At 61.0% G+C, this 12,986-nt stretch carries 14 protein-coding genes, 2 tRNA genes and 1 pseudogene; 9 read left to right on the top strand and 8 right to left on the bottom strand.

Features of this window, described 5'->3' with window-relative positions; all coding sequences use genetic code 11:
• The coding region (locus EGI20_RS13355) for an FAD-dependent oxidoreductase (protein WP_498632056.1) at positions 1-558 on the top strand (558 nt) is incomplete at its 5' end.
• Positions 559-620: 62 nt separating this feature from the next.
• Here EGI20_RS13355 and EGI20_RS13350 read toward each other — a convergent pair.
• From EGI20_RS13350 to EGI20_RS13340, 3 genes are read right to left on the bottom strand one after another with little or no spacing between them, the layout of a single operon-like run.
• A complete protein-coding gene (locus EGI20_RS13350; RefSeq protein ID WP_498632055.1) occupies positions 621-1,970 on the bottom strand; it encodes an adenosylmethionine--8-amino-7-oxononanoate transaminase in 1,350 nt (449 codons plus the stop codon).
• Positions 1,971-2,000: 30 nt separating this feature from the next.
• On the bottom strand, positions 2,001-2,627 hold the full coding sequence (gene bioD / locus EGI20_RS13345; protein ID WP_498632054.1) for a dethiobiotin synthase: 627 nt from the start codon (positions 2,625-2,627) through the stop codon (positions 2,001-2,003).
• Between the two features lie 28 nt (positions 2,628-2,655).
• Positions 2,656-3,108 carry a TlpA family protein disulfide reductase gene (locus EGI20_RS13340; RefSeq protein ID WP_498632053.1) on the bottom strand — a complete coding sequence of 151 codons (453 nt, stop codon included), beginning with the start codon at positions 3,106-3,108 and terminating at the stop codon, positions 2,656-2,658.
• Positions 3,109-3,254: 146 nt separating this feature from the next.
• Here EGI20_RS13340 and EGI20_RS13335 point away from each other — a divergent pair, with 146 nt between their 5' ends.
• The 7 genes from EGI20_RS13335 (at position 3,255) to EGI20_RS13305 (ending at position 10,206) form a co-directional block, all read left to right on the top strand.
• Complete coding sequence (locus tag EGI20_RS13335; RefSeq protein ID WP_498632052.1) at positions 3,255-4,214, top strand: carbohydrate kinase family protein; 960 nt, start codon at positions 3,255-3,257, stop codon at positions 4,212-4,214.
• 76 nt (positions 4,215-4,290) lie between these two features.
• Positions 4,291-5,571 carry a glutamate--cysteine ligase gene (gene gshA, locus EGI20_RS13330; protein ID WP_498632050.1) on the top strand — a complete coding sequence of 427 codons (1,281 nt, stop codon included), beginning with the start codon at positions 4,291-4,293 and terminating at the stop codon, positions 5,569-5,571.
• Positions 5,572-5,640: 69 nt separating this feature from the next.
• Positions 5,641-6,588 (top strand): glutathione synthase, encoded by a 948-nt coding sequence (gene gshB, locus EGI20_RS13325; protein WP_498632049.1) that lies wholly within the window; start codon positions 5,641-5,643, stop codon positions 6,586-6,588.
• The gene (locus tag EGI20_RS13320) at positions 6,585-7,625 is read left to right on the top strand and encodes an FAD:protein FMN transferase (protein ID WP_498632048.1); all 1,041 of its coding nucleotides are present in this window, start codon (positions 6,585-6,587) and stop codon (positions 7,623-7,625) included. The genes gshB and EGI20_RS13320 overlap by 4 nt, the downstream gene beginning before the upstream one ends.
• Entirely contained in the window at positions 7,622-8,002 is a 381-nt protein-coding gene (locus EGI20_RS13315) for a diacylglycerol kinase (protein WP_498632046.1), read from the top strand. The genes EGI20_RS13320 and EGI20_RS13315 overlap by 4 nt, the downstream gene beginning before the upstream one ends.
• Positions 8,003-8,062: 60 nt before the next feature.
• On the top strand, positions 8,063-8,905 hold the full coding sequence (locus EGI20_RS13310) for a sulfurtransferase (RefSeq protein WP_498632045.1): 843 nt from the start codon (positions 8,063-8,065) through the stop codon (positions 8,903-8,905).
• Positions 8,906-8,994: 89 nt separating this feature from the next.
• Positions 8,995-10,206 (top strand): class I SAM-dependent methyltransferase, encoded by a 1,212-nt coding sequence (locus EGI20_RS13305; protein ID WP_498632044.1) that lies wholly within the window; start codon positions 8,995-8,997, stop codon positions 10,204-10,206.
• 29 nt (positions 10,207-10,235) lie between these two features.
• Here the strand turns inward: EGI20_RS13305 and EGI20_RS13300 are convergent, their stop codons facing one another.
• Both EGI20_RS13300 and EGI20_RS13295 read right to left on the bottom strand, forming a co-directional pair.
• On the bottom strand, positions 10,236-10,841 hold the full coding sequence (locus tag EGI20_RS13300) for an RBBP9/YdeN family alpha/beta hydrolase (RefSeq protein WP_498632043.1): 606 nt from the start codon (positions 10,839-10,841) through the stop codon (positions 10,236-10,238).
• On the bottom strand, positions 10,838-11,614 hold the full coding sequence (locus tag EGI20_RS13295; RefSeq protein WP_498632041.1) for an exodeoxyribonuclease III: 777 nt from the start codon (positions 11,612-11,614) through the stop codon (positions 10,838-10,840). The genes EGI20_RS13300 and EGI20_RS13295 overlap by 4 nt, the downstream gene beginning before the upstream one ends.
• Positions 11,615-11,688: 74 nt before the next feature.
• Between EGI20_RS13295 and EGI20_RS13290 the strand changes: the two are divergent.
• Positions 11,689-12,287, top strand: a pseudogene (locus EGI20_RS13290) (orotate phosphoribosyltransferase).
• Positions 12,288-12,306: 19 nt separating this feature from the next.
• On the opposite strand, the gene EGI20_RS13285 reads toward EGI20_RS13290, so the two are convergent.
• From EGI20_RS13285 to EGI20_RS13275, 3 genes are all read right to left on the bottom strand, one after another.
• On the bottom strand, positions 12,307-12,477 hold the full coding sequence (locus EGI20_RS13285) for a hypothetical protein (RefSeq protein ID WP_498632040.1): 171 nt from the start codon (positions 12,475-12,477) through the stop codon (positions 12,307-12,309).
• Positions 12,478-12,717: 240 nt separating this feature from the next.
• Positions 12,718-12,793: transfer RNA gene (locus tag EGI20_RS13280), tRNA-Lys, on the bottom strand.
• Positions 12,794-12,873: 80 nt separating this feature from the next.
• A tRNA-Lys gene (locus EGI20_RS13275) sits at positions 12,874-12,949 on the bottom strand.
• Positions 12,950-12,986: the final 37 nt, after the last annotated feature.

Genomic DNA, 12,986 nt, shown 5'->3' with positions numbered 1-12,986 from the left:
CACAAGCATGGCAAGCCGGTCGGGCGCAAGGTGGCGATCATCGGCGCCGGCGGCATCGGTTTTGACACCGCCGAATTCCTGACCCAGGACGGCGAGTCGACATCGCTTGATGTGGCGGCCTTTATGGACGAATGGGGTGTGGATACCCGGGGTGAGAGCGCCGGTGGCTTGTCGGCCAAGGGCATGCATGCACCGGCAAGCGCGCGTGAAGTGTGGCTGCTGCAAAGAAAGAACAGCAAGGTGGGTGAAGGCTTGGGCAAAACCACCGGCTGGATCCACCGTGAGAGCCTGAAGATGAAGCGGGTCAATATGGTGTCCGGCGTCACGTACGAGGGCATCAGCGATGCCGGCCTGACCGTCACCATCAAGGGTGAAACCCAGACCCTGCCGGTGGATAACGTCATCATTTGCGCAGGTCAGGATCCGCTGCGCGAACTGGTCGCGCCGCTGCAGGCAGCCGGCAAGACCGTGCATCTGATTGGCGGCGCCGATGTGGCCGCCGAGCTGGATGCCAAGCGTGCCATCGATCAGGGTAGCCGTCTGGCCGCCGCAATCTGATTGCTTGATTAAGTTAAGTCAAGCGCCTGCGTCCCGCTTGGGGAGGCAGGCGCTTTTTTGCGTCAGGGCAGTGCGGTTTCCGCCGCGCCGGCGCCGGCGTCTTGTTCCAGCAGTTCCAGCGTCGCCAGTGTCGCATCGCGCAGCAGCGTCATGTCTTCTTCGGTCACCACATAAGGCGGCATAAAGTACACGGTCTTGCCTATCGGGCGCAGCAAACAGCCCAGCTTGAGCATGGCGGCAAAAAAGGCCTGGGCAAAATCGGCACGCGCGCTATCCACCTCGAAAGCCCAGATCATGCCGCAGCGGCGCCAATGGCGTACACGCGGGTGTTGCTGCAAGGGCACAAGCAGCGCATCAAAGCGCAGCGCCTGCTCGCGATTGCGTGCCAGCACATCATCCTGTTCGAAAATATCCAGCACCGCCAGCGCCGCACTGCAGGCCAGCGCACTGCCGGTATAGCTATGCGAGTGCAAAAAGCCGCGCGTCACATCGTCGTGGTAGAAGGCCTGATAGATTTCATCGCTGCTTAACACGCACGACAGCGGCAGGGTGCCGCCGGTGATGCCCTTGGACAGACAGAGGAAATCGGGGCGGATGCCGGCCTGTTCGCAGGCGAACAGCGTGCCGCTGCGGCCGAAACCGACGGCGATCTCGTCGGCGATCAGGTGGATCTGGTACTGATCGCACAGCGCGCGCGCGCGGGTGAGGTAGGCTGCGTCATACATGGCCATGCCGGCGGCGCCCTGCACCAGAGGCTCGACAATCAGCGCGGCGATTTCACCATGATGTTTGGTCAGCAGGTTTTCCAGACTGGTGGCTGCGCGTAGCGCCACATCGCGTGCCGATTCGCCAGAGCGTGCGCCGCGTGCATCGGGCGAGGGCACGCGCCAGCCGTTTTTCACCAGAGGCGCGTAGGTGGCGGAAAACAGCGGCACATCGGTGACCGCCAGCGCGCCTGCGGTTTCGCCGTGGTAGCTGTTTTCCAGGCTGACAAAACGCTGCTTTTGGACGCGCCCCTGATTCTTCCAGTAATGAAAGCTCATTTTGAGGGCGATCTCGGTGGCGCTGGCGCCATCCGAGGCGTAAAACGCGTGACCGAGGCCGGTCAGTGCCGACAGGCGTTCGGATAATTCCACCACCGGGCGGTGGGTAAAGCCGGCCAGCATCACATGGTCGAGTTCGTCCAGCTGACTTCTGATGGCGGCCTTGATGCGCGCTTCGTTATGGCCGAACAGATTGACCCACCACGACGACACACCGTCGAGATAGCGCTGGCCGTCAAAATCGACAAGATAGGCGCCGTCGCCACGGGCAATCGGCACGATGGGCAGGGTTTCGTGGCGCTTCATCTGCGTACACGGATGCCAGACGGCGGCGCGGCTGCGCTGTAGCCATTCTTTATTGCGGGTCATTGTGTGTCTTTGCAAAAAATAGGCAAGGGCTCAGCCTTCCCATGGCAACTCGAGCAGCAGCGGCGCCGGCAGGAGTTGCCTGAGGGTGGCGAGATTTTCGGCGTAGCGCGGCTGGTCCGCCACCACGCGGTTGGCTATCCAGCCAGCCAGCTTGCAGCCTGAGGCCTGGATGGCTTGTGCGCTTAAGCGTGCATGGTTGATGCAGCCCAGCTTCATGCCCACCACCAGAATCACCGGCAGCGCCAGTGCCTGCGCCAGCTCCTGAATGGAGAGGGTGTCCCCCAGCGGGGCAAACCAGCCGCCGGCGCCTTCAACCAGTACCACATCGGCGTCTACTGCCAGTTGCCGGTAATGTTGCTGGATGTGCTCAAGCGAGATTTCGATGCCGGCCTCGGCGGCGGCCAGATGCGGCGAGATGGCCGGCTCGAAGCGGTAGGGCGACATGAGTGCCCGGTCCTGCTGGCCGCTGGCTGCGCACAGGCGCTCGACATCGTCGTTGACCAGCGTGCCGTCAGCCAGGCGCTGGCAGCCCGAAGCGACCGGCTTCATCGCCAGCACCCGCTGGCCTTGGGCTTGCAGCTGATGGATCAGTTTGACGGTGCTGTGGGTCTTGCCGCAGTCGGTATCGGTGCCGGTAATGAAATAAGCTTGGGCCATGGGTCTCTTTCGTCGGGGGCGCAGGGCCTTACAAATGCGGCTCGACGGCCTGGCGCAGGTTCTGTTCGGTCAGCTTGCCGGTCAGGCGGGCCACGATCTTGCCCTGGCGATCCAGTACGACAGTAAAGGGCAGGCCGCCGGTTTTATTGCCCAGGCTGCGCATCAGCGGGAGCGTGTCGGCATCGCCCAGCAAGACCGGGTAGCTTATACGCAAGGAGCGTACAAAGTTTTGCACTTCCACCGGCTGATCCAGCGCGATACCGACCACTTCGGCTTTGCGTCCGCGCCACTGGCTGCGTAGCACATCCAGCATCGGCATTTCTTCGCGGCAGGGACCGCACCAGGTTGCCCAGAAATTGACCACCACCACTTTGCCACGCCACTGCGCCAGATTCTGGCTCTGTCCGGACAGGGTGCTAAAGCGCGCCTGATCCAGATCGGTGCTGGCTGCCTGCGACTGCGTAGTGACGGAAAACGACATCAGGATTGCAAGTAGGAATAATCGGGTTTTTTTTGCATTCATAGTGTATATCTTGCTGTAAGTCTTATCTCTTGCCACCCCAGCGGCGCTGATGGCGGGAATTGTTCCGTGTTAAAATCCGCGATTACGTTTGCTCTGGAGTGAGCATGGCCATCCTTGTCTGCGGGGCGATCGCCTACGATACCCTGTTTTCGTTCGAAGACCGTTTCGACAGCCAGATCCTGCCCGATCAGTTGCACAAGATCTCGACCACCTTTCTCGCGCCCACCATGCGCCGCGAGTTTGGCGGCCCGGCCGGCAATATCGCTTACAGCCTCGCCATGTTGGGCGAGAAGCCTATCCTGATGGGCACGGTGGGCGAGGATTTTGCTCCTTACCGCCAGCATCTGAAGAATTTCGGTGTCGACGAACGCTTCGTCAAGGTCATCCGCGGCCAGTATACCCCGCAGTGCTTTGGCATTGCCGATCGCGACGGCAACCAGCTGATGGCATTCCACCCCGGCGCGATGAACTTCGGCGATACCAACCATATCTCCGACGTGCCTGATGCAGTCGATATCGCCATTCTGTCGCCTGGCGGTCGTGCCGCCTTCCTGCAGCATTCGCAGGAATTGCACGATGCCGGTATTCCCTTTATTTTCGATCCGGGTCAGGAACTGCCGCTGTTGTCGGCCGACGAGATCCGTGAAATCGTCGGCAAGGCCAGTTATGTGGCGATTAACGACTACGAAAGCGAACTGATCCGCGAGCGTGCCGGGCTGACGCTGGATATGCTGCGTTCGCAAGTCAAGGCGCTGATCGTGACCCGTGGCTCCAAGGGAGCCGAAATCTATGTCGGCGACACCGTGCACCTGATTCCGCGCGTGCAGATGGATGCGCCGCCGGTCGATCCGATGGGCTGTGGCGATGCTTTCCGCGCCGGCCTGCTGTACGGCATCAGCCGCGGTCTGGACTGGAAGGTCACCGGGCGTCTGGCTAATGTGATTGGTGCGATCAAGGTGACGCATAACGGCCCGCAAAACCATTTCTTCGACTGGCAGAGCCTGGGGGCGTTGTACCGGCGCAATTACAACGAAGACTTGCCGTTGCCCGCTCCCGCCGCTTGAGTACCCTTGCGGCTTGAATCTGGGGCGGCTGTCCCCATTCTCAGTTAATTACATTTGATTGATTATTGGGGACGCCATGCCCGTACCGCATTTGACTACCGCGCTCAAAGGGCCTTTGCTCGAACTCGAAAGCCGCATCATCGCGGCCCAGCCGCAGATCGAGCACTGGTTCCGCAGCCAGTGGCAGCATCACGACACGCCGTTTTACGGCTCGGTGGACTTGCGCAACAGCGGCTTCAAGCTGGCGCCGGTCGATATGAATCTGTTTCCCGGCGGCTTCAATAATCTGAATCCGGAATTCCTGCCGCTGGCCGTGCAGGCCGCACAAAGCGCGGTCGACAAAGTCTGCCCGGAAGCGCGCAGCCTGATGCTGATTCCGGAAAACCATACCCGCAATACCTTTTACCTGCAGAATGTGGCGACGCTGGCGCACATCTTCGGCCAGGCCGGGCTTAAGGTGCGTCTGGGTAGCCTGAACCCGGAAATCACCGAACCGACCGAGCTTGTGGCCGCCAACGGCGACAAGCTGCTGCTGGAGCCTATCGTGCGCCAGGGTAATCGTCTGCGTCTAGCCGATGGTTTCGATCCGTGCGTGGTATTGCTCAATAATGATCTGTCTGCCGGCATTCCGGCGCTGTTGCAGAATCTGGAACAGGCCCTGTTGCCGCCTTTGCATGCCGGCTGGGCGGTACGGCGCAAGACCCATCATTTCCGCGCTTATGATCAGGTGTGTCAGGATTTTTCCAAGCTTTTGTCCATCGATCCGTGGCTGATCAACCCTTATTTTGCCCAGTGTTCGAATCTGGACTTCCATTCGCGTCAGGGCGAGGAAGAGCTGGCGCTCACCGTGGACGAGATGCTGGCCAAGATCCGCGTCAAGTATGCCGAATACGGCATCACGCAAGATCCTTTCGTGATCGTCAAGGCAGATGCCGGTACCTACGGCATGGGCATCATGTCGGTGAAGAGCGCAGAAGAGGTGGTCGGCCTGAACCGCAAGGCGCGCAACAAGATGTCGGTGGTGAAAGAGGGGCTGGAAGTCTCGGAAGTCATCGTACAGGAAGGCGTGTACACCTTCGAAAGCATTAACGAAGCGGTGGCCGAACCGGTGGTCTACATGATGGACCGCTATGTGATCGGCGGCTTTTACCGCGTGCATACCGGGCGTGGCATAGACGAAAACCTCAATGCGCCGGGTATGCACTTTGTGCCCTTGTCGTTCGAGTGTCCGTGTCTGCCGGACAAGGCCGGTGAGCCGGATTGTCCGCCCAACCGTTTCTACGCCTATGGCGTGATTGCCCGTCTGGCTTTGCTTGCGTCCGCGCTGGAGCTGGAAGCGACCGATCCTGACGCCTGATTCCGGCATTTGCCCGATAGCCGGTGACATGTCGCCGGCTTTTTTCATCCGACTTTGCGGAGCATTGCTATGCGCATCCTGTTTATTGCCGACCCGCTTAAGAGCTTCAAGATCTACAAGGACTCCACCTTTGCCATGATGGAAGAGGCGGCCAGCCGTGGCCATGCCTTGTCTTTTGCCGAGGCCGGCGATATTTCGCTGGAAGGCGGGCGCTTGCTGGTCGATGCCTGCAATCTCACGCTCACGGGGGACAAGGCTGACTGGTACCGTTGTGACAATAAGCTGCGCCAGCCGCTGGCGGCCTTCAACGCGGTGGTGATGCGCAAGGACCCGCCGTTTGACCTGGAGTATCTCTATACCACCCAGCTGTTTTCGCTGGCGGAAAAAGAGGGGGTGAAGATTTTCAATAGCGGGCAGGCGCTGCGCGACTTCAACGAGAAGCTGGCCATCCTGAATTTCCCCGAGCTGATCGCGCCGACCCTGGTCAGCTGCGATATGGCACGGCTAAAGGCTTTTGTGCGCCTGCAGCAGGATGCCATCCTCAAGCCGCTGGACGGCATGGGCGGCAGCAGCATCTTCCGCGTGACGCCGGATGACCCCAACCTGAACGTGATTCTGGAAAGCATCACCCATGAAGGCGCGCGCACGGTGATGGCGCAGCGCTATATTCCCGAGATTCGCGATGGCGACAAGCGCATTCTGGTCATCGACGGTGTGCCGGTCGATTACGCGCTGGCACGTATTCCGCAAGGCGGCGAGACGCGCGGCAATCTGGCGGCCGGCGGCCGCGGCGAGGCGCGGCCATTATCGGCACGCGACCGCGAGATTGCCGCCGCCGTTGCGCCCGAGCTTAAGCGCCGCGGTATCTTGCTGGCCGGCCTGGATGTGATCGGCAGCTATCTGACCGAAGTTAATGTCACCAGCCCGACCTGTTTCCGCGAAATCATGGACCAGACCGGGCTGAATGTGGCCGGCCTGTTTATCGACGCGCTGGAGCGCGCCGTCGGGACGGCATGAGGTGCGTTCTGCTGCCGCTGTTGCTGATGCTGGCGGCGTGCAGCCGCGAGGCCGCACCTTACCGGCAGGAAAGCTATGTGTTCGGCACCCGGGTCGAGATCAGCGTCGCGGGTCTGCCTGAAGCAGAGGCACAGCAGGCGACGGCCAAAGTGCTGGCCGATCTGGATGCGCTGAATGGCCGGCTGCATGCCTGGCAAGCCGGCAGCGAAGTGACGGCGCTCAATGCCGCATTTGCGTCAGGTAAACCGGCGCCGGTGGCGCCGGATCTCAAGGCTTTGCTGCAGCGCTCGCAGCAGCTGGAAGCGGCCTCCGATGGCCTGTTTTCGCCAGCCATCGGTCGCCTGGTTGCATTGTGGGGCTTTCATGCCGATCGCTATGCGCCGGTTTCGCCTGATCCTGTGCGCCTGCGTGCGCTGGTGCAAGCGAGGCCTGCGCTGTCTGATCTGGTGTTTTCCGGCTCGCAGCTCACGAGCAATAATCCTGCCGTGGCGCTGGATCTGGGCGGTGCGGCCAAGGGCTGGGCGCTGGACAGGGCTTATGCCAGCCTGAAAGCGTCAGGCGTGCACTCGGCGCTGATTAATATCGGCGGCAATGTGATGGCGCTGGGTGCAAAAACCGATGGCCAGCCCTGGCGTGTCGGCATCCGCCACCCGCGCAAGAACGAAGCGCTGGCCATGGTCGAACTGCGTGACGGCGAAGCCATCGGCACCTCGGGCGACTATCAGCGCTATTTCGAATTGAACGGCAAGCGCCACTGCCATCTGGTCGACCCGCGCGACGGTAATACCGATTGCCAGCTGCAGGCGGCCACGGTCATCGCGCCGGCGGGCAAGGATGCCGGGCTGCTGTCCGATGTGGCGAGCAAACCCTTGTATCTGGCCGGTCCCGCATCGGCCACGCACTACGCCAGACGCATGGGGGTTCGTGATATCCTGCTGATCGATGGCGCAGGGCGGGTGTGGATCAGTCCTGCGCTGAATCAACGCATACACTGGCTTGCCAAGCCGCAACAGATCACCTTGCTGGAAACCCCATGAAGTCTCTGGAAACAAGCCCGTACAAGGGCAAGACCGGCTTGCGCCGCCTGTTTAATGCCTTCGGCTACTCGATGGCCGGCTTTAAGGCGGCCTTCGTGCATGAAGACGCATTTCGCCAGCTGAGCCTGCTGGCGCTGGTGCTGGTGCCAACCGCCTGCCTGCTGGATGTGAGCACGGTCGAGCGGGTACTGCTGATTGCCGCCACGCTGGCGACACTGATTATCGAGCTGTTCAATTCGGCGATCGAGGCCGCGGTGGATCACACCTCGCTCGAGCGCCATCCCCTCGCCAAGCGCGCCAAGGATATGGGCAGTGCCGCCCAGTTGCTCGGGCTGTGCAATCTGGCTGTCGTCTGGGGCCTGATCCTGCTGGCCTGATGCTTGTCAATCACATGGCATGGCCTTAGCCTAGGCTGATGTTCAAAGCGAAAGCCTGCCATGTACACCACCCTGATTTCGGCCCGCGATCTGGCCGCCCTGCCTGCTGACGCCACCGTCGTGCTGGATTGCCGTTTCCAGCTGGGCGATCCCGCTTATGGCGAGCGCGCCTATCTGGCCGGCCATTTGCCCGGCGCACACTATCTGCATCTCGATACCGACCTGTCCGGCAGCAAGAGCGGGCGCAATGGCCGCCACCCGCTGCCGGATAGCCATCTGCTTGCGCAAAAACTGGGTCTGCTGGGCGTAGGGGCAGATACCCAAGTCGTCGTTTACGATGACGCCGGCGGCATGTTCGCCGCGCGCGCGTGGTTTTTGCTGCGCATGCTGGGGCATCGCGCGGTGGCCGTACTCGATGGCGGCGTGGCTGCCTGGCTGCGTGCTGGTGGCGTGCTAAGCAGCGCCCTGCCGTCGGCGACACCGTGCTCGTTCGTTCCTTCCCCTGCCTTGACGCAAGTGGTGGACGCCGCTGCCGTGCTGGCCAATCTGGCGGCACCTGTTTTTGCCGTAGTCGATGCGCGTAGTCCCGAGCGCTTTCGCGGCGAAGGCGAGACACTGGACCCGGTGGGCGGCCATATTCCCGCCGCGCTTAACCGTTTCTTTCAGGCCAATCTGGGTGCGGACGGCTGCTTCAAGCCGGCAGCGGAGCTGGCCGCAGAATGGCAGGCCTTGCTTGCAGGGCGTCCGGCGGGCGAGGTGGTACACCAGTGCGGTAGCGGGGTCACCGCCTGCGTCAATCTGCTGGCGATGGAGCATGCCGGCCTCGTTGGCAGCCGGCTTTATCCCGGCTCCTGGAGCGAATGGTGTAGCGATCCTGCGCGCCCGGTGAGTACGGGCAGCTGAGTCTCTGACGGTGCCGACTGGCGCTATCGCACAACACCCGCTAAATCCATAAGGTCGGTGCTGTGTTGGGCGAGACGCCGGGAGGCCACATGATCAAGCAGGTTCTGCGGCAATTATTTGCCGGTTTGCGTGGTGCACCGTTTGCCGTGCATTACTGGGATGGTGAAGTTGCCAGCTATGGTGAGCAGGGGAAAAGTGCTTTTGTCCTGAACTTTACCCGCCCGCCACCGGCCCGCCTGGAAGACCCGGTGGTGTATCTGGGCGAGTGTTATATGGATGGCGTGCTCGAGATAGAAGGCTCGTGGGATGCGCTGCTGGGAACCATGGTGGCCAGTGAGAACACGCTGTTCCGGCGTGGTGCTACACGGGCGCTGGGCTGGATAGGCGAGCGCCTGCAGGCGCGGCGCGAACGCCAGCAAAACAATGTGCGTCGCCATTATGATCTGGGTAACGATTTTTACCGCCTGTGGCTGGACGAGAGCTGGACCTATTCCTGTGCCTATTTTCGTCACTCCGACGACACGCTGGAGCAGGCGCAGCGTAACAAGATCGCCTTGAGTCTGGACAAACTGGCCATTCGCCCCGGCATGCGTGTGCTGGATATAGGCTGCGGCTGGGGCGGGATGGCGCTGGCTGCGGCACAGCGTGGTGCCCGGGTGCTGGGTATTACCCTGTCGGCCGAGCAGCATGAGGGGGCACGCGAGCGCATCGCCCGTACCGGCCTTTCGGATCGGGTCGAGATCCGGCTGATGGATTATCTTGATCTGGATGGCCGGCGCGAACAGTTTGACCGCATCGTCAGTGTTGGTATGTTCGAGCATGTCGGGCAGGGGCACCACGATGATTTTTTTGCCCGCACATCCAATGTGCTGCAGGGCGGCGGTCTGATGTTGCTGCACACCATTACCGGGCCCGAATCGCGTGAAACCAATCCATGGATAGAAAAATACATCTTCCCCGGCGGCCATATTCCGGCACCGGAAACGCTGGTAGCGGCATTGCCGGCGCATGGCTTCAAGCTTGTGCATATGGAGAGCCTGCGCCTGCACTATGCGCGCACCTTGCAGTGCTGGCTGGCGCGTTATCAAGCGGTATGCAGCGAGGTGGTGTCCATGTTCGACGAGCGCTTTGCACGCATGTGGACGATGTATTTGCGCGGCAGTTCGGCCGCCTTTCGTGGCGGCGATCTTGATATCCACCAGATGCTGGTGTCCAAGGGCAATAACAATACACTGCCGCGCGACTGGGGCTACCTCTATAGCGGTGCAGCGCCGCTATGCTGGGGCGAGGACGGGGATTAGCGGGCGGCGCCAGCGCCGCCACCTGGTGCCTAGCCCAGCATCAGTTGCTGCAATAGTTTCTGTCCTGCTTGCCACGCGCCCAGTCCTGCCGTATCCCCCAGATGGCCAGTGTCGCCGGCATCGATCAGTTGCGCACCCCACGCCTGCGCCATCATGGCGGCGCTGTCGTAGGGACAGAACGGGTCGCTACGGCTGGCCACAAGAATGGTGGGGCAGGGCAGGGTTTGCAGCCAGGGAGCCCCAAAGCCAGTAAATGCCGGCAACTGCGCGTCGATTGGCAGTACGCCGGCGGCACTTGCGATCGCCGGGGCAATCGGTAGCGCCGGCGGGGCAACCAGCAGCAGGCCCTTGAGCTGATGGCGTTCGGCCAGCGAGCGCGATAGCAGCCAGGCGACGGCATTGTGGCAACCCAGGCTATGCGCGGCCATTACCACCTGCCCCGGGCAGCTGGCGAGGGTGGTGGTGAGCGCCGCCAGCCAGGATTTGCGTTCGGGCTGCAGCCAGTCGGGCATTTCGGCGCGCCAGGCAAGCGGGTAGCTTTTTTCCCAGTATGTCTGCCAGTGGCGCTCGCCCGAGCCGCCCCAGCCTGGGACGGTGACGAGATAAACGTCGTCGTCTTCGATAAAGCTCATCATGTCGGATAGTCGTAGTCGATGATCAGCGGCGCGTGATCGGAAAATTTCTCGTACTTATAGACGTGACCGTTTTGGGCGCAAGCCATCAGTGCCGGGGTGGCAATCTGGTAGTCGATGCGCCAGCCCACATCCTTGGCATAGGCCTGGCCGCGGTTGCTCCACCAGCTATAGCCGGGCGCCTGTGGATACAGTGTGCGCCATACATCGGCCCAGCCTACCCGCTGGAACAGATCGCCTATCCATGCGCGCTCTTCGGGCAGGAAGCCGGAATTCTTCAGATTGCCTTTCCAGTTTTTCAGGTCGATCTCGTTGTGGGCGATATTCCAGTCGCCACAAATCACCACATCGCGGCCGCTGGCGTACAGGCTTTCCAGGTGGGGCAGGAACACGGCGAGGAAGTCGAATTTAACCTGCTGGCGTTCGTCCGAACTGGAGCCGGACGGCAAGTAGAGCGAAATCACCGAGAGCGGACCGAAATCCAGTTGCAGATAGCGACCTTCGCGGTCTATCCAGTCTATGCCCAAGCCCTCGATAACGGCATCGGGTGTGTGCCGGGTATAGACGCCGACGCCGCTATAGCCCTTTTTTTCGGCGTAGTGGAAATAGCCCTGCATGCCGTCGGCGGCTTGCATGCGTGCCGACAAGTCGGCGGCTTGAGCCTTGAGCTCCTGTACGCAGACAAAGTCGGCTTCCAGCTTGGCCATCCAGTCGAAAAAGCCTTTTTTATCCGCCGAGCGGATGCCGTTAAGGTTGGCGGAAACGATTCGAAGCAAGCGGTTCTCCCGTGTTATCCTTGCCGGCAAATTTTTTGGCCGTACAAGGCTGTGTCCAGTTTGAGGGGTGGGTTATGAGCGATTTTCGACAGGATTTTATTCGTTTTGCACTCGAAGGCCAGGTGCTGAAGTTTGGTGAGTTCACCACCAAAGCCGGCCGCAAGTCGCCTTATTTCTTTAATGCCGGCCTGTTCAATGATGGCGCCAGCACGCTGGCACTGTCGCGTTTTTACGCCGATGCGATCCAGGCTAGCGGCATCGAGTTCGACATGCTGTTCGGCCCGGCCTACAAGGGCATTATCTTGGCAGCGGCGACCTCGATGGCACTGGCGGAAAAAGGGTGCAATGTACCGTACTGGTTGGCGCGCCGCTCAAGGGCAAGGTGCTGATCATCGACGACGTGATCACGGCCGGCACCTCGGTGCGCGAGTCCATCTCCATGATCCGTGCCGCGGGGGCCGAGCCTGCCGGTGTGGCTATTGCTCTGGACCGTATGGAGCGCGGCACCGGTGTTTTGTCTGCCGTGCAGGAAGTCGAACAGCAGTATGGCTTGCCGGTTGTTGCCATCGCCAATCTGGGCGATCTGATGACCTTTATCGAAGGCAGCGACGAACTCGCCCGCTATCTGGAGGCGGTCAAGGCCTATCGCGCCAGCTACGGCGTCGACGCCTGATGCGGCAGGGAAGCCGGCCTTACTGGGCGGCTTCCTTGTTTTGCCAGGCTTGCTGCAACTGGCTGGTGGCATTGCTCATGGCCTCTTCTGCTGCCGTGAGCGTGCTTTGGGCGCTGGCTAGTTCGGCGCTGGCATTGGCGAGTGCATTTTGCGCGTCGGCCAGACGTTGTTCGGCCAGTGTGTTTGCCATCGGCGTTCTGGTAGGCCATTTGTGCGGACAGCAGGTTTTCATTGACGCCGGCAAAGCACGTTGTGGCAAAGCCTGCGAGCAGTAAGGCGAGTAATTTCTGGCGCATGATGGATCCCGTCCTGATTATTTAGGCTGATTATCGCAGACAGTGGGGGCGGGCAGCCAGCCGGAATGAATATGAAAAATCCCCTGACAGTATGAGCCGTCAGGGGATTTTTCTGCCGCGCTAGCGGCGTGTACTGGTGGGTCGTGCGGGATTCGAACCTGCGACAAACGGATTAAAAGTCCGCTGCTCTACCAACTGAGCTAACGACCCGGCAAACCGGGTTACATCAATAGTAGATGTAATAAAGACTGCGAGCCGAATCATCAGGCTTGCAGTCTGAAATTCGTGTCTGGTGGGTCGTGCGGGATTCGAACCTGCGACAAACGGATTAAAAGTCCGCTGCTCTACCAACTGAGCTAACGACCCGGCAAACCGGGTTACATCAATAGTAGGTGTGAAATTC

It is taken from the genome of Aquitalea sp. S1-19 (assembly GCF_024343515.1).
The sequence above is the reverse complement of the archived record's forward strand: the minus strand, read 5'-3'. Positions and strand labels throughout refer to the sequence as shown.